This is a genomic window from Methanolobus sp., assembly GCF_016278365.1.
In the GTDB taxonomy this organism is placed as follows: Archaea; Halobacteriota; Methanosarcinia; order Methanosarcinales; family Methanosarcinaceae; genus Methanolobus.
Genome location: NZ_JADQBZ010000008.1, coordinates 290,280 through 305,534 on the forward strand (window position 1 = coordinate 290,280; position 15,255 = coordinate 305,534).

Sequence of the window (15,255 nt, forward strand, 5' to 3'; positions counted from 1 at the left end):
TCATCCAAGAATAAAATAGATCATCAATGCAGATGCGCCAACCGCCATAAACGAAGCGGTCAGTATAAGCCTTGAGGTAAGCCATATATCCTCTGCCACGGGATAAGCCTTATATCGTTCTCCCAGAAGATAGGTGTTCGGTTTCTCAAGTCTTACCCTGAGAGCACCTGCTGTGGAAGCCATGGGAAAACCGGAATTCGGGGAGGGAGTCATTAGTCCCTCTGCCAGCCCGAGTTTGAGTGCATCCGATGCACTTAGCTTTTTCCTGTTTCCTGAGAACAAGTTCACGACCACAGCCGCCATACAGATGAAAATGACTGAGATACGTGCAGGTATCCAGTTGAAAACATCATCAGTTTTTGCAGAGAACCAGCCCAGCTTCAGGTACTTTTCGTTCTTGTAACCGACCATGGAGTCCAGGGTGCTCGTAGCTTTGAAAATGTAGGCAGCGACCAGACCAAAGGGGCCAAAGAAAGAGTAGAACATAAGGGGACTCAGTATCCCGTCCACATAATTCTCGGAGCTGGTCTCAATAATAGCAGAAGAGACATGATTCTCATCCAGCCGGGAGGTGTCCCTGCTAACATACATGGATACTTCCCTGCGTGCTTCATCAAGCTTACCTGCCTCAAGCCTGCTGCGTACATTGCTGCCTGCCTCGAACAGGCACCTGACAGCAAAGGTCGCCTTAAGAAAATATGCAGCTATCAGAAGACGCAGAACCCTTGGTATTGATTCGACGCTCAGGACAAGCATCACAGCGTATGCCAGGGCAGATGCAAAGCCAATGGTGACCAGAGCAAGGAATATTCCGTACAGCCTTCTGTGCTTTACAGGAGCCGCATCCTTAAGCCTGGAAATGAGCTTCCCCATCCAGACCACAGGATGAACGGCAAAAGGAGGCTCGTTGAGCATAAGATCATAGGCATAGGCCAGGAAAAGAATGATTATGAGATCCTCTGCCCCCGGCATCACCGGCATGATCATAAACGAGTCCCCATGGCTTTCTTCCAGGCTTCCTTTACGCTTTCCTTATTGCAGCCTTCCTTTGTCAGGACAGAAAGCATATCATCAACCACCTCGGGCCTGTGGACCATTTCACAATAGAGGCAGCTCCATACCTTCCCGCCTCCTGAGCTCTCTATCCACTGGCCACCGGTACGCTCATCATTACATGGGTAAAAGGGACAGAAGCAGAAAGTGCAGTCCTGGCCGAGAAAATGACAGGGATAATAATCACATTCCAGGTTACTTCCAAGCCTTCCGCAAGTTGCGGCCTTTGCAAGATTATCGTGAAGCATGGATTCTGCCTGCTCACTTCCCCATTCCGACACCACTTTTCTTATAGTGTCCAATATGCGTTTGTTCTCTTCTCTGGTCCTGACAGCAACCCGAATGTGATCTTTGCCCGACTCCTGGAAGGAACTGCAATCACGGATAAGCACACCATGTGCAGCCATACGCTCCGTCAGCTCGGTAGAATCCATGGAAAATTCGGAGATATCCACGTAAATGTAATTTACTGTGCTCTCGGTTGGCTTGAACCCGCGCCGATTCAGCTTTTCCATAAGGTAGTCCCTTTCAGCCTTGATGAGATCTCTGGAATCCATCAGATATTTGCTGTTTATCCCGCCTTCCATATTGAGCAGAGCCGTTGAAACAGTATCAGCTATGCAACCCAGGTTCCAGGAAAGCCTTGCGTTATCAAGCACTTTTGCAAACCTGCTGGATGCGATACCAAAGCCCATCCTGATACCGGGAATAGCGAACGCCTTTGTGAGGGAACGCTGTATGAAAAAATACTCGTTGCCTTCAACCATGTCAGCAGCACCCTGAGATGGATCGGCAAGTTCTATGAAGGCCTCATCAAGGAAAAGAATAGTGTGGTGGCGGGCGCATTTTTGAGCAAGCTCTCTTACCTGCTCGCGGTTAAGGAGTTTTCCTGTGGGGTTATTAGGATTACACACAAAGATCATCTTTGCTTCTTCAAGGATATCACCACTGATATCCGGAAGGTCTTCCTGGCGGATGTACTTTATAGTTGCACCAAGCACCCTGCACTGGACTTCGTACTCGCTGAAGGTCGGCTGCGGGATCAGGACGATGTCACCTTTTCCCACAACACATTCCGCGACAAGCCGGATTATCTCGGTCGAACCATTGCCGGGGATTATGTTATCAGGCCTGATGCCCATGCCTGTGAATTTTGCCGCCGCCTCCTTGAACTCAAGATAGCGGTTGTCAGGATATTGCTCCATTTTCTGAAGCCCCTTGTCAAGTAACGTACGAAGTACCAGGCCTGTATAAGGGTATTCAAAAGGAGTGCCAAAGGGATTCAGGCTTGCGCTCGCATCAAGGATCTCGCTCTCCGGAATTGCATATTTCTGGGAGTTTTTGCGTATCAGTCCACCATGAGCACTGGGCTCGAATTTCAACAGATGCTCTTTTACCGGGAGAGAGGGCGTATTTTCTGTCACGATGATCACAAACTCTTTTTATAAACATATATTAGTTCTTTTAATATAATGATTCCATCAAGACACTTTTCGGTCACAATAGAGGCAGGACAACCTCGATCCATGCTTTACGGATATTCTCATCCGTATCTCCGTCCTCCATAAGGACATCCAGTATCTTCTCTGCCACTTTTGGCTGGTGAAGCAGTGTACAATGTTCACAGCTCCAGACCTTGCCACCAATAGCACTATCTATCCATTCGCCGCCTGTTCTCTCATCACTGCAGGCATAGAAAGGACAGAAACAGAACGTGCAGTCCTGACCGAGAAAATGGCACGGGTAGTATCCACATGTGCCACGGGTTGCTGCAACCCTCTCAGGACCCTGCTCAAGGGTTTCCACTAGTTTTTCCCTGGCTTCTTCCCTGCTAAACTCTGCGTAAACATCATCCAGCCGGGATATTAGTTTCTCGAAGTCATCTTTTGAGCGCACTGATATACGAATAAAGTGCTTTTGTCCTTCAAAGAAATCACTGCATTCCCGGAAAAAGATTCCGCGGGAAGCGAAGCATTTTGTAAAATACTCCGAATCCATGAAATGCTCTTTCATGTCCACCAGGACAAAGTTGGCATTACTTTTGAGAGGGTTAAAACCATATAATGAAGACAGACGCTCGATTATGTACTGCCTTTCCTCTCTGATAAACGTGCGGGAATTTACCAGGTAATTGCTATTCATTCCTCCTTCCATACTGAGAACAGCTGTGGCAATCTCCTCGGTGACTGACCCTATGTTCCAGGAAAGGCGTGCAGCATTCAACCTTGCAGCCAAGGGCAACGAAGTGATACCGTAGGAGAACCTGATTCCCGGCAGGGAAAAGGCATTCACTATCGAGCGGGTCACAAAAAGATAATCCCTCTTTGCAGCAAGGTCTGCAACACTCTGGGACGGGTCGGATAACTCGATAAAAGATTCGTCAACCACAAGCAAAGTGTCCTGCTCAGCACACCTTAGGGCAAACTCACGGATCCTGTCACGGGATACCAGGTCGCCTGAAGGGTTATTGGGGTTTGAGAAAAAAATGACCTTTGCCCTCTCAAGTGTCCTCTTGGGCAACTGAAGCATTTCGTTCAGCTTGATCTTGTGAGGCACAGCACCGAGAGCTTCGCAGGTTCGGTAGTATTCGGCAGGGCAGGGCATAGGAACTATTACTATGTCACCTTCATCGACAACAGATTCAAGTATAAGCCTGAGCAGCTCACATGAACCGTTACCAGGTACTATATTATCCGGCTCTACTCCGTTGCCTGCAAAACGAGAGGCTGCAGTCCTTAATTCAATATACCTGTTATCCGGATATTGTTCCAGCTTGCAGGTTGCCTTTTCTAGAAGAGCTTCAATATCAAGGCCGCTTTCTTTAAACCTGAACGGACTTCCAAGAGGGTTCAGGCTCACGCTGAAATCAAGAATATCTGATTCCGGGATCTTTGCTTCTTCGGAAACCTGACCCAACTGCCTGCCGTGCTTGCAGGCAGATAAACCCAGTAGATAGTGTTTAAACGGAGGCTGGCTTTCATCTTCAGACACAATAATCAACAACTGTTTAGGCACAGGACATATATTAAGGTATTCAAGTTCAGTTGTGCACTTCATCAAATGACATGTATTGCCTGTATTGACGAAGAGTGCTTGCCAAGTCAAAATTATTTTTAATACAGATAAATTAATAAAGTTAGCTCGCCAAGCTAGGAGGGATTAATCTAGGAATACTTAATTAAACTATCCCAAAGAGGAATAAAAATGGCAGATGAAATCGATTATAAAGTAATCGGAAATGATATGCAGTTAGTTGAGATCGAGCTAGATCCCGGCGAGTCTGTGAGAGCCGAAGCAGGCGCTATGATGTACATGGGACCTGGGATCAAAATGGAAACATCCACCGGCGGAGGACTACTCAAAGGATTGAAACGCACACTCACAGGTGAAAGTTTCTTTATTACCAGTTATGTCCACGAAGGAACAGGAAAAGGATATGTGGCTTTCGGTGCACCCTACCCTGGAAAAATAATACCCATCGACCTGAAAGAAGTGGGTGGACGCTTCCTGTGCCAGAAGGACTCTTTCCTGTGCGCGGCAAAAGGTATAGAGATCGAAGTAGCCCTTACTAAAAAGATAGGTGCGGGCCTTTTCGGAGGAGAGGGTTTTATCCTGCAGAGACTGACCGGTGACGGGCTGGCCTTTCTGCATGCCGGAGGCACGATTATCAAGAAAGACCTTCAGGCAGGAGAAGTAATAAGGGTCGATACAGGATGTATCGTTGCTTTCTCCGAAAAAGTAGATTACAATATTCAATTGGTAGGCGGTTTCAAGAATGCCCTGTTCGGTGGAGAAGGGCTTGTGCTTGCTACATTGAAAGGCCCTGGCACCATATATCTACAGAGCCTGCCGTTCTCGCGTCTTGCGGACAGGATAATGGCTGCTGCATCTTATCAGCGCAGAGATGAGTCCAAGGGAGGACTGGGAGGGCTCATTGGAGGCGACAGGTCTTTCTAAAAGACAAATTGACATAGGGAACAGCAGATCGACATGAGAATATTCGCAATAGCAGACCCCCACGGGAATTACTCCCCTATCAAAGCCTTGCTTGAGAAAGCAGGCAATGTGGACGCAGTGCTCATCGCAGGTGACATCACTAACTTCGGGCCTTCCGAAAAGGCATCCGAACTCATTGAAATGTTCAGCCAGAAAGTTATGGCTGTACCAGGGAACTGCGATCCACTATCGATTACGGAAATCTTTGATAACTCCTCTGTCAGCCTTCATAATAAGCTGGAAACCTTTGGAGGAATCACTTTTGTGGGGTTTGGCGGATCAAACCCTACACCTTTCTGCACACCTTTTGAGATAGAGGAATGTGACATCGAGGAGAAACTTGAAAAGCTCATGTCGGATGCTCAGGACTATAAACAGCCCATAGTTCTTCTTACCCATGCCCCTCCTTATGGCGTACTGGATGCCGTCAGGGACACACATGTTGGATGCAGATCGCTTGCAAAGTACCTGGGAAAGGTTAGTCTGATAGTCTGTGGACACATCCATGAGGCAAGAGGGATCAAAGAACAAAATGGGACCATCGTCGTCAACCCTGGAATGGCTGCAGCAGGGTTTGCAGCCCTGATAGATATAAATGACCCGGATGATCCCACTGATGGAATAAAGATCAATGTCGTGCTCATACAAGCTGACAGGAAACAATAGGAAACTATTATACTCTCAAAACCATATTTAATAGAGGTGATGTCATGAATCTGAAATGGATTGCTGTATTAATGATATTATTCTCTCTTCTTGTTGCCGGCTGTGTATCAGATAATGATCAGGACGATACGGACGGAAACATCTCAGAGGGAGAACAAAACGAAACTATAGATGAAGGAACTCCTGAATTAGATAATGAAACTTCAGAGGATGAAGAAACTCCGGTTATTGATAACGAAACAACGGCAGAGGATGGAACCGACAGCGGAGTCACTGTTGTCCCGTCAACAGGCCCCAGCACATATACTATACGCCTTGAGAACTTCCTCGCTCTGCCAGCAAACCTGAGCATAAACTCAGGAGATTCGGTTGTCTGGATCAATTTTAACAGTCCTACAAGGAACTTTGTGCTCATGAGCAATGAAGAGTTGTGGGAGGACCAGACCATAGGATACAGAGGAAGGTATGTACATACTTTCAACGAGACCGGAACATATACGTACAAGATACAGGGTTACGAAGAAAGGATGAAGGGAACCATTAACGTTATATAACAAAGTACCTTCTGAGAACCGGATGAACATAAGAGCTGTAAGAGAAGGTGAAACCGAAATACTCGTTCCGGTACACGAGGAAGGAGTATCTTTTCCACCTTCCCAGGCTCCTGTTTTTTATAATCCTGCCATGGAACTTAACCGGGATATTTCCGTGGCTGCTACATCTGTTTTTGCCAGAGACCTGTCTGTCCGTCGCGATATGGCCCTGGAGGATATAAGATACGTTGATGCACTCTCAGCGTCAGGAATCCGCGGACTAAGGATTGCCAATGAAACAGGCATCCATGCAACTCTCAATGACTGGAGTGAGGACGCTTACGAACTCATCCGGCAAAATATTAAGAACCTTGATCTGGAGCAGAATGTTGAAGCAAAGCGTAAAAATGCCAATGTGCTTCTTCATGAGAGCAGGTTCAACATCGTGGATATCGACCCCTTCGGGACACCTGCACCCTTCCTGGCTGCAGCTGCACGGTCTGTGGTGCACTTACTCGAAATAACTGCAACAGATACTGCTCCGCTATGTGGTGCACACCTGCATTCAGGCATCCGCAAGTATGCTGCAATTCCTTTCAACAACGAATATCATAACGAAATGGGAGTACGTATCCTCCTGGGAAAGATAGCCAGGGAATTATCTGTCAATGACAAAGCCATGGATCCGCTGCTGTCACATGCAACGCGCCATTATGTACGCACCTACCTTAGAATAGAGAAGGGAGCAAAGAAGACTGACAGCATGCTGGAACAGGTAGGTTATATAGCTCATTGCCCTTCATGCGGTTCCAGGCAGGTCTTTGCGGGAATTGCCACATTCATAGGGAAAGAATGTCCCAAGTGCCTTTCTGAAAGAATGATTGGAGGACCACTCTGGCTTGGCAGATTGCATCAGCCGGATTTCTGCAATGAGGTCATTGCGGAGATAGAAATCCGCAACCTGGGTACAAAAGAGCAGGCAAGGAAGCTGGTGGAAATCTGCAGGGATGAACTCGAGACACCGATGTTCTATGACCAGCATATCATGTGCAAAAAAATTGGTGTCTCACCAACCACTATAGAAGGTTTTTTAACAGTGCTGAGAGACAGAGGATTTGCTGCATCACGGACACACTTCAGCGGGACTTCGTTCAAAACGGACGCAGACATATGTGAGATAGAAAATGTACTGCTCTCACTCCGATAAACATATATACTATTTTCCCAATAATGATATATACATTAATATATAATTGATTATCTAATAATACTTATTACATTCATAAGCTCTTATCCTGGGCTTGCAGGGGATACTGATGACAAACGAATATGCTGAACAACTTTTTTTACAGGAGAAACCCGCGCTTGCACTTCTTGCGATCTGGTCTTTCCAGAAGACCTATGCCTCGGTAATAACCAAAGAAATTAATTCAACATTCGCTCATACCACCAAAATACTTTCAAAGATGGAAGAGCATGATCTGGTCAGGTTCTCTATCGAGGGGCGGGTAAAATATGTGGAACTGACAGAACATGGATATAAGGTAGTGGATGCACTCAAGAACCTTATAATAGCACTTGAAGGTGAGATGGCTGAAAACCTGGAAGAAGATATGGAAGAACAGGAAACGGAATTATCTTTTAACCCCGGTTCTCTCGAAGACAGGGTATTAAGACTATATGGGAATATAAGCTCTGTATACGAAGAAGTAAAAGACAATGGTGAAGATCCTGATGCCGTTAAGAGAAAGATAGGCCCTTTCAGCCGTGACATCCAGCTACTCATTAAAAATATCGAACAATCGGAAGATGAAATCGATGATATCTCCCTGGACAGATTGTCCAGGATACAGGATATATTCGATACTGTTATGAAGCAGGAAGTAAAATTCGGGTAATAATGATAACTATCCAATTATTGATCAAAGTCTATGGTACCAGGGAGCGTGCCATTCATGCTGCACAGATCCTCATTGATAACGACATGAAGGAGCTTGACGCAAAATCGCAGATCTCAATATCTGAGGAAGGATGGCTCGTTCTGGGGATAAGCGGAGAGGATGAAGAATTTGCTGCTAATTTCCTTGTTGACAAATATGGTTCACCTTTGAAGAAAGTGAACAAAGGCGATATCTGTAAAGGTTATGTAAGTTCCATCGAAAAAGATCATATTATAATCGATATCGGAGTGCCGGTTGTTATCAAGCAGGCGAGCCTTGGAACACTTGGGACAGGAGATGCGCAGCAGGTAGCTTCCCGCTTTGGGATCATACCCCATATTCCCCTGGAAGTAGAGATAGATGACGAAAAAGGTCTCATCGGTCATCTGTCAAAAAAGCAACTTGATGTCCTGTGGAACTGGAAGAAATCTGGTTTTGATCATGTAACTGCCAATTCTGTGACCCGATCCGAGCTCAAGGCAGCTATTAAGAAGACGGGGCACGCCAGAGATATTTTCGGCATTGAGCGCCTCGGGCTGATGGAGCACATGATTACCTGCCGTGAAGGTACGGACGGCCCGGGCATTGTTGCAGCCATTGGCAGGCATGTAAAAGGGGAACTGGGAGTTATCAAAGCAGCATAAGTTCAGCGCATGACAAAAAGGCAAGCTCCGCAGTTTCGAGTGCAGTCAGAGACAATCTCCATGTTGCATTGGACTTCGAATTTATCACTGAAGACACCTTCAAAAACGCCCTGCGCAAAAGAGCAGAGCACTTTAGTTTTTATGGGAAGAGATCTGCAGTCAAAGAAGTCATAAACAGCAATCTGCAGAGGTTCTTTTTCTACGACTGAGAAACTGCCGATATTGTTTGTTTTCCAGAAAGCCATCATTTCCTCTAACAGGTCATCAGGATGCGTTGATGTAAGATTGTTGGAAATGCTTTTCCCGACGTCCCTGCCAATGTCCCTCATTATGGGAGTGCAGTTGATGCCATGAGCAAGAAAACCGTACTGTACTGCATAAAATATGCATGTGAGGCTTCCATATTTACCAAGGTCACGGGATGCGATGATATCCAGCATATCAGTATAATGCCTGACTCCGGGTTCCTGGGAATATGCAAGATATTGGCACTTCAGGAAATATATTTTTTTGCGTCTGTCATCGGGATCGATCTGTTCCTCCAGAAGGTTGCCGGATTTGAGGTCCTTAAGATGGACCGATATAGTTGCCTTTGCTTTTCCGGTGTGGGTGACAATCTCATCAAAAGAGCGGGGACCTGTTTTTAAGAAATCCAGAATCTTTATTTTGACAGAACCGTTCAGTGCAATGAAACCAGCTTCCGTGGAAAAAATAGCAGTACTGTCTCCATTATTCATGTAGTACGTAATTAATAAACAATCTATATAAATGTTCGCTGAGTAGCGAATAATACTCTCAGCATCATAAAGTATTTGCATAACAACGACAATCAGACAGATGGATCATGAGTGTTAAAAGAGCAGTTGTCGTGCCTATTTCAGAGGCAGAGGCCATAAGGAATGAACTCTTAAAAAATGGGATGCTGGACCACGAGAGGAAAATAAAGGTAAGCAACTCAGATGGAAAGGATTTCCTGGAGATACCTGTCGCCTGTGAGATCACAGGCATGGACACCATTGAGCAGCAAAATCCCGAATACTACGGCAAGTCCCAGTCTCTCCGGGAGCGCCTTGAGGGACTCATTCCTGAGACAAGCCTGAAGCTGATCCCTTCCGGTTGGCATATAGTAGGAAAGATAATCGTCGTCAGCATAGATGAGCGTATAGAAGGGCATAAGTACCTCATAGCCCGGGAACTGCTCGGGATATACCCTTATTGTCATACAGTTGTACGCGACCTTGGAATTGAGGGACAGTTCAGGCAGCCAAAGAGGGAGATCCTGGAAGGGACATCCACGGAAACCACTCACAAGGAGAACAATTGTCTTTTCAGGCTCGATGTTACAAAAGTGATGTTCTCAAAAGGTAACTTATATGAAAAGAGCATCATGAGCAAAACAGGTTCAAATGAGACAATAGTTGACATGTTTGCAGGCATCGGTTACTTTTCAATACCAATTGCCATCCATGCAAAACCTTCTAAGGTATATGCAATTGAATTGAACCCGGAATCCTTTGAATACCTGCAGGAAAATATCCGGCTGAACAAAGTGGAACATATTGTTGAAGCCATGAGAGGGAACTGTGCGGTACTTACTCCACAGGGTGTTGCAGACAGGGTACTCATGGGATATGTAGGCACTACCCATGAGTATCTGGAGTATGGCATAAGGGCCATCAAAAGTGCCGGTGGCATACTGCACTATCATGAAACGGTTCCGGAGAAACTTATGTTTGAGAGGCCCGTTTCCAGGATAACGGAAGCGGCGCTGCGCGAGGGCAGGCAGGTTGAAATAAGGGGATGCCGGAAGGTAAAGAAATACTCGCCAGGTGTTTGGCATGTTGTTGTAGATGCGTGGATAAGTTAATCTATAACTGATGCAACACTGAAATTGATTTCAAGCCTTTTCAGGATTGCTTAACTTCGCTTGTGAGATCTGCATCAACAATATAGTCAAAATCAATTGTATCCGTCCAGTTCTGATTCTGGAAGATGGACTGGAAACATACTCCGAGGATCAGCTTTTTTTCAGAGCCTTCAAGAATGGAATCGATCATTTCTTTCGCCTTTAATGGTTCAACACCTATTTTTGGCATCGCAAGCCCGCCAAGCAGGACAACCGTATCGGCATGGAAGTCAGCCGGCTCCCCAAGCTGCATGCCTGAAGGCGTTGAAACTATGGACCTTGCATCCTCCAGTCCCGTATCAGGCACGAACTTCATTTCCCTGTCGCTGCCCCTGATAACATAGGCCATCAGCTCGGCAAATGGCGTACAGAATCCTGCGGATCCGACAAAAGTGATTGTTCTGGAACCATCCACCAGTTTCCTGAAGTCGGTAAGCTGGCCGCCTATACCTTTTGAAGTGCTCAGTACTTTCATAATACACCCTCGTTTTAAATATAGAAAAGGAATAAAGAGAGTACAAGCCGGGGCTGTACTCAATACTGACAGGAGAATTATACTTCCTTAACCTTGAATGATTCAAGGAGGATACCCGGATTGATCTTTCCGCTGGTGAAGGACTTCTTGGACTTAAGGTCGTTTATCGTTATCTTTGCTGGTGCGAACATGCCTGCATCCACCTTGAAGAAGTCAAAGCCGGCCTCTTTGAAGGTGTTATAGAAGGGCTTACCAAAGTCCTTAGAGGTTGTGGATGGGGCCTTCTTTACGAATTCCTCGAGCTTCTCGGCATCTCCGTACTCTACGGTGTAATAGGTCTCACCACAGTAGATGATACAGTCGTTGGTGGAACCCATGCACTTTGTATCGTCCCCGACTATAGGTGCAATAGGGGCAACACCAAAACCACTCTTAATGGTGTTAATGTCAAAACCGATGGATTCAAGTTTGTGTATACCTGTCTCGACCACGCGGGCTGAGATCTGCACGCAGCCTGCGATGGAAGCTGTGGGTGCAACAGCAATATAAACATTCTCTGTGTCGACACTGCAATGCTTGGCTATATATTCAACTACCTCTTCGGTTGGAAGGGCACTTGATTCCATGACAAGTACTGCAAATTCGGAATCATCCTTGTAACCGATCTCCTCATAGAGCTCTTTTGGCTTGAGACCAAGTGCTCTTGCAGGACCGGAACCCATTCCGAAGTATTTACCTACGGAGATTCTCCAGCCTGCATACTGGGAAGCCATGCATGCAATTGTCGGATGATCTGTGGCAACCTGTATTGCCGGCACGGGAAGCCCGTCAATATCGAACTTAGTATAGCTGATATCTGCAAGGTCAGCAAGACACAACCGTGCAAGGTACATACCTGCATCATAGCCGCCTTCCATATCGACACCACAGTCAATGATCGTTGCACCATTCTCAAGCTCAGTGGATTTTATCTTAAGCTCTTCTTCCCAGTCAAGCATCTCATCGATGATCGCAATTCCCTTTTCGTTGACACTTATCACATTATCACTCTTATACAGTTGATTGACTGTCATTGTACAGGTAAGCATATATAAGTTTCGAAAATATGCATGCCAGCGAGCACAGATGAAATGTGCTGATGTTATAACTGCAGAACTCTTACTCCGCTTTTTTCAGTGTCAGCCAGAAAACACTTCCCTGACCTTGCGGGTTGTCAAGCACCCCAACCTGCTCATTATGCAGATCAATTATCCTCTTGACAATTGCAAGCCCTATACCACTACCTCTTACACTGTCCTTATGCAGGCGCTTGAAGCGCTCAAAGACCGCAAGTTTGTCCTTGTCAGGAATACCATCACCCTGATCCGTGAAACTTATCTTCCATTTATCCCCTGCATCATCAATTTTTACTTTAATGATGCTCTCATCAGCAGTATATTTCACAGCATTTGATGCAAGATTGCTGAACACCCTTTCGATCATAGGGTTAACCACCGCGGGATATGCTCCTTCGAATAGAAGATCGATATTAACTCCTTTGTTTTGCATGTCCAGTGAGAAATTGTGAACAGAATCCGTTAACATAGAAGCAACATCCATCCGGACAAATCCAATCTCGTCAATTGATTCAAGTTTTGCAAGATGGGCTGCACCCTCTATAAGATCGATAAGTTTGTTAGTGGATTTTGAGATATTCTCAATGATGGACTTCTTGCTTTCATCCATCTCGACATCTATCAGGAGTTCACTAAATGATTTAATAAGGCCTGCAGGATTCAGGAGATCGTGCCGCAAAATGTCAGTAAAGAGATCCTTGAGTTCGTTGGAACGTTCCAGTTGACGGGCGTATTCATTTAACTGGACCTCTGCTTTCCTTCTTTCAGTGATATCTTCCCCGGATATCAGTAACCCGGAGAAATTGCCCTCCTCATCCCTGAGCAGAGAATCATACCATAGGAAAAAACGCTCTTCTCCACTGCTGACTATAAGGGGATACTCTTGATATTCGTGCTGTTTGGTAACTCCCCTCAACAGGTCATCGTAAGATCTCCTCACATCAAATGAATAGTTCTCCGGGACGAAAGAACTTATCCAGTTCTTGTTAACTATCTTCTCCTTTTTGTACCCCAGGAAGTCCGAACCTTTCTTATTGATATGTACCAGATTGTAATCTTTATCCAGGACTGCTATCAAGATACCTACATAGTCCATATAGTCATAAGCCTTGTTGCGGTCCATAAGCAGAGCATCATGCTGCTGCTTGATTCTTAAAAGAGATGAAAGTTTCCGGTCCAGCTCAAACTTTCCCACTGGTTTTTTCAAAAATTCATCAGCACCTGCCTCTATTCCTTTCTGGTGATCCTCCTTTGAGGTAAGTGCCGTTATCATGATTATAGGGATAAAATCTATCTTGTAATCATGCCTTATGATCCTGCAAACTTCATAGCCGTCCATGTCAGGCATCATAACATCAAGTAAAATCAGGTCAGGCTCTTCGGTTTTCACCTTGTCGAGTGCATCTTTGCCATTATAGGCAGTAATAACATCATAGTCGTTACTCAGGTATGCACGCATGAGCTCTACATTCAGTAGCTCGTCATCGACAACGAGTATTTTATGTCTGGCTCTGGAAATCATATATGAATCCTAGTATAAACTTAGATTTATATATAATTACCGTAATAAATGCACTTTTGCAAATAATAGTTAAATGATCAATGCAAAATACAAGTAAAATCCTACGGATGGTCAACTATTTCTATAGATCTGACCACTACATGATCGATAAAAGGCTCAAACCCGACGATATCTTCTTTTGTTAGGCCTGTTGAATCAAAAACGATTTGTCCTTCAACTGTGATAGAGGAATCGGGACTGATGGTCCTATTGATAGCGAGTGATGTATTCTCTGCAATGATCCTGCTTGAAATATCCGCCCCAAAAACGGGCTCAATACTATCAATATGTACAGGCCGGTCTCTGTCATTATGGAGTAGAAAACTATAGGAGTAAAGTTGCTGGTCACTAATGTTCTTATTAGACATTCCTATTGCAGCCGAACTCTCCGTGATGCTTAACTCTCCGAGCACAACAGGCTCAGCAACAAGCATAGCCGGTCCCAGTCCAATCAGAATACCTGCAACAAGTGCAACAACATAATAAAGGAAACTCTTATTTGTGCGCATCTTAAGAGAAGATAACGCAAAATTACATAAGCTCTTTGGGGCCAATATCAAGAAATTCACTGTGGGTAAGAGGTGCGAAACTGAGATAACTTAATACTTGATACTAGTTGGTCTGTTAGCACTGCTGTTGGTTGGTCTGCACATATCTCAGAAAAGATGCCTTAATGGACATTTCGCACCCCGTTCTCCCCATTCTAATATTGGCAGAGTACTATATATAACTACTCAGAAGCCATGGCAGAAATTAAACCGGAATGCTGCAAACTATTTATAACATTGTATGTATAATAGTAAGTGCGAATATCAGGTTTCTCCATATATTACAGGAGATGAGAATATACACTGTTCAATATGTAATTATAGAAGATCCATTCCTTTGTACACTAAATGCGCAGGGATTGCCGGGAGAACCAGAGCCGGAACATCATATTATTGCAGTCATCCCGATATTGACAATCCGGTACCTGTCATTCCTTCAGATTGTAGCATACTTAATGACTGTCCTGCAATCAAACAACGTGATGATGTTTCAACAGAACACAGAACAGCCGGTTAACACGCGACCAAGGATGCAGCATATGTCCTTATTCAGTCTGCTAATTCTCCGATGATCTTATAATCCTCAAAGACTTCATCTGCGTGAGGTGCATCGTCCATCTGTTCTGTCAGATCGCGTCCGCCTTCATGCTCGTAATGCTCCCCATCCATCCAGGTATCACTGCCTGTCATATCATAGACATTTCCTTTATAAACAACGTATATTTCTTTTGAGTTCTTGCCATCATACTTTAAAAGCTCTTCTCTTGTGAATTTCCTCATATTTGCCCTCCCTGTTTAACCTTATATCTCTTTACGTT

17 protein-coding genes are annotated in these 15,255 nt (G+C 45.1%); 8 read left to right on the forward strand and 9 right to left on the reverse strand.

Annotated elements, in window-relative coordinates:
* The 3 genes from QZZ22_RS09960 to QZZ22_RS09970 form a co-directional block, all read right to left on the reverse strand.
* Entirely contained in the window at nt 1-987 is a 987-nt protein-coding gene (locus QZZ22_RS09960; RefSeq protein WP_292464432.1) for a cobalamin biosynthesis protein, read from the reverse strand.
* Nucleotides 984-2,477 carry an aminotransferase class I/II-fold pyridoxal phosphate-dependent enzyme gene (locus QZZ22_RS09965; RefSeq protein WP_342765097.1) on the reverse strand — a complete coding sequence of 498 codons (1,494 nt, stop codon included), beginning with the start codon at nt 2,475-2,477 and terminating at the stop codon, nt 984-986. The genes QZZ22_RS09960 and QZZ22_RS09965 overlap by 4 nt, the downstream gene beginning before the upstream one ends.
* 73 nt (nt 2,478-2,550) lie before the next feature.
* The gene (locus QZZ22_RS09970; RefSeq protein ID WP_292464433.1) at nt 2,551-4,158 is read right to left on the reverse strand and encodes an aminotransferase class I/II-fold pyridoxal phosphate-dependent enzyme; all 1,608 of its coding nucleotides are present in this window, start codon (nt 4,156-4,158) and stop codon (nt 2,551-2,553) included.
* Nucleotides 4,159-4,257: 99 nt separating this feature from the next.
* Between QZZ22_RS09970 and QZZ22_RS09975 the strand changes: the two genes are divergently transcribed.
* The 6 genes from QZZ22_RS09975 (at nt 4,258) to QZZ22_RS10000 (ending at nt 8,832) form a co-directional block, all read left to right on the forward strand.
* On the forward strand, nt 4,258-5,010 hold the full coding sequence (locus QZZ22_RS09975; protein ID WP_292464434.1) for a TIGR00266 family protein: 753 nt from the start codon (nt 4,258-4,260) through the stop codon (nt 5,008-5,010).
* Nucleotides 5,011-5,043: 33 nt separating this feature from the next.
* Nucleotides 5,044-5,715: a metallophosphoesterase gene (locus QZZ22_RS09980; protein ID WP_292464436.1), complete on the forward strand. Its 672-nt coding sequence runs from the start codon at nt 5,044-5,046 to the stop codon at nt 5,713-5,715.
* Between the two features lie 44 nt (nt 5,716-5,759).
* Nucleotides 5,760-6,269 carry a hypothetical protein gene (locus QZZ22_RS09985; protein WP_292464437.1) on the forward strand — a complete coding sequence of 170 codons (510 nt, stop codon included), beginning with the start codon at nt 5,760-5,762 and terminating at the stop codon, nt 6,267-6,269.
* A gap of 22 nt (nt 6,270-6,291) precedes the next feature.
* The gene (locus tag QZZ22_RS09990) at nt 6,292-7,455 is read left to right on the forward strand and encodes a tRNA (guanine(10)-N(2))-dimethyltransferase (RefSeq protein WP_292464438.1); all 1,164 of its coding nucleotides are present in this window, start codon (nt 6,292-6,294) and stop codon (nt 7,453-7,455) included.
* A 109-nt stretch (nt 7,456-7,564) separates the two neighbouring features.
* Nucleotides 7,565-8,146, forward strand: coding sequence for a MarR family transcriptional regulator (locus QZZ22_RS09995; protein ID WP_292464439.1), 582 nt, complete (start codon nt 7,565-7,567; stop codon nt 8,144-8,146).
* A 2-nt stretch (nt 8,147-8,148) separates the two neighbouring features.
* Nucleotides 8,149-8,832 carry a DUF2110 family protein gene (locus QZZ22_RS10000; protein ID WP_292464440.1) on the forward strand — a complete coding sequence of 228 codons (684 nt, stop codon included), beginning with the start codon at nt 8,149-8,151 and terminating at the stop codon, nt 8,830-8,832.
* 2 nt (nt 8,833-8,834) lie between these two features.
* Here QZZ22_RS10000 and QZZ22_RS10005 read toward each other — a convergent pair whose 3' ends face one another.
* Complete coding sequence (locus QZZ22_RS10005; RefSeq protein WP_292464443.1) at nt 8,835-9,569, reverse strand: ArsR family transcriptional regulator; 735 nt, start codon at nt 9,567-9,569, stop codon at nt 8,835-8,837.
* A 107-nt stretch (nt 9,570-9,676) separates the two neighbouring features.
* On the opposite strand from QZZ22_RS10005, the gene QZZ22_RS10010 reads away from it, so the two are divergent.
* Nucleotides 9,677-10,699, forward strand: coding sequence for a class I SAM-dependent methyltransferase family protein (locus QZZ22_RS10010; protein ID WP_292464444.1), 1,023 nt, complete (start codon nt 9,677-9,679; stop codon nt 10,697-10,699).
* A 40-nt stretch (nt 10,700-10,739) separates the two neighbouring features.
* Here the strand turns inward: QZZ22_RS10010 and QZZ22_RS10015 are convergent, their stop codons facing one another.
* The 4 genes from QZZ22_RS10015 to QZZ22_RS10030 all read right to left on the reverse strand — a co-directional run bounded on the left by QZZ22_RS10015 (nt 10,740) and on the right by QZZ22_RS10030 (nt 14,398).
* Nucleotides 10,740-11,213 (reverse strand): DUF2124 domain-containing protein, encoded by a 474-nt coding sequence (locus QZZ22_RS10015; protein WP_292464445.1) that lies wholly within the window; start codon nt 11,211-11,213, stop codon nt 10,740-10,742.
* A 77-nt stretch (nt 11,214-11,290) separates the two neighbouring features.
* Nucleotides 11,291-12,253, reverse strand: a complete 963-nt coding sequence (gene mch, locus QZZ22_RS10020) for a methenyltetrahydromethanopterin cyclohydrolase (RefSeq protein ID WP_292464802.1) — start codon at nt 12,251-12,253, stop codon at nt 11,291-11,293.
* Nucleotides 12,254-12,371: 118 nt separating this feature from the next.
* Nucleotides 12,372-13,850, reverse strand: a complete 1,479-nt coding sequence (locus QZZ22_RS10025; protein WP_292464446.1) for a response regulator — start codon at nt 13,848-13,850, stop codon at nt 12,372-12,374.
* Between the two features lie 101 nt (nt 13,851-13,951).
* A complete protein-coding gene (locus tag QZZ22_RS10030; RefSeq protein WP_292464448.1) occupies nt 13,952-14,398 on the reverse strand; it encodes a hypothetical protein in 447 nt (148 codons plus the stop codon).
* A gap of 376 nt (nt 14,399-14,774) precedes the next feature.
* Between QZZ22_RS10030 and QZZ22_RS10035 the strand changes: the two genes are divergently transcribed.
* Nucleotides 14,775-14,954: a hypothetical protein gene (locus QZZ22_RS10035; protein WP_292464449.1), complete on the forward strand. Its 180-nt coding sequence runs from the start codon at nt 14,775-14,777 to the stop codon at nt 14,952-14,954.
* Between the two features lie 32 nt (nt 14,955-14,986).
* On the opposite strand, the gene QZZ22_RS10040 is transcribed toward QZZ22_RS10035, so the two are convergent.
* Nucleotides 14,987-15,217: a cytochrome b5 domain-containing protein gene (locus tag QZZ22_RS10040; RefSeq protein WP_292464450.1), complete on the reverse strand. Its 231-nt coding sequence runs from the start codon at nt 15,215-15,217 to the stop codon at nt 14,987-14,989.
* Between the last annotated feature and the right edge of the window lie 38 nt (nt 15,218-15,255).

Excerpts from the sequence above, each read along its gene's own strand:
- QZZ22_RS09960 (WP_292464432.1), bottom strand. The coding sequence starts at position 987 with ATGATCATGCCGGTGATGCCGGGGGCAGAGGATCTCATAATCATTCTT.
- QZZ22_RS09975 (WP_292464434.1), top strand. The coding sequence starts at position 4,258 with ATGGCAGATGAAATCGATTATAAAGTAATCGGAAATGATATGCAGTTA.
- QZZ22_RS09980 (WP_292464436.1), top strand. The coding sequence starts at position 5,044 with ATGAGAATATTCGCAATAGCAGACCCCCACGGGAATTACTCCCCTATC.
- QZZ22_RS09985 (WP_292464437.1), top strand. The coding sequence starts at position 5,760 with ATGAATCTGAAATGGATTGCTGTATTAATGATATTATTCTCTCTTCTT.
- QZZ22_RS09990 (WP_292464438.1), top strand. The coding sequence starts at position 6,292 with ATGAACATAAGAGCTGTAAGAGAAGGTGAAACCGAAATACTCGTTCCG.
- QZZ22_RS09995 (WP_292464439.1), top strand. The coding sequence starts at position 7,565 with ATGACAAACGAATATGCTGAACAACTTTTTTTACAGGAGAAACCCGCG.
- QZZ22_RS10000 (WP_292464440.1), top strand. The coding sequence starts at position 8,149 with ATGATAACTATCCAATTATTGATCAAAGTCTATGGTACCAGGGAGCGT.
- QZZ22_RS10005 (WP_292464443.1), bottom strand. The coding sequence starts at position 9,569 with ATGAATAATGGAGACAGTACTGCTATTTTTTCCACGGAAGCTGGTTTC.
- QZZ22_RS10010 (WP_292464444.1), top strand. The coding sequence starts at position 9,677 with ATGAGTGTTAAAAGAGCAGTTGTCGTGCCTATTTCAGAGGCAGAGGCC.
- QZZ22_RS10015 (WP_292464445.1), bottom strand. The coding sequence starts at position 11,213 with ATGAAAGTACTGAGCACTTCAAAAGGTATAGGCGGCCAGCTTACCGAC.
- QZZ22_RS10025 (WP_292464446.1), bottom strand. The coding sequence starts at position 13,850 with ATGATTTCCAGAGCCAGACATAAAATACTCGTTGTCGATGACGAGCTA.
- QZZ22_RS10030 (WP_292464448.1), bottom strand. The coding sequence starts at position 14,398 with ATGCGCACAAATAAGAGTTTCCTTTATTATGTTGTTGCACTTGTTGCA.
- QZZ22_RS10040 (WP_292464450.1), bottom strand. The coding sequence starts at position 15,217 with ATGAGGAAATTCACAAGAGAAGAGCTTTTAAAGTATGATGGCAAGAAC.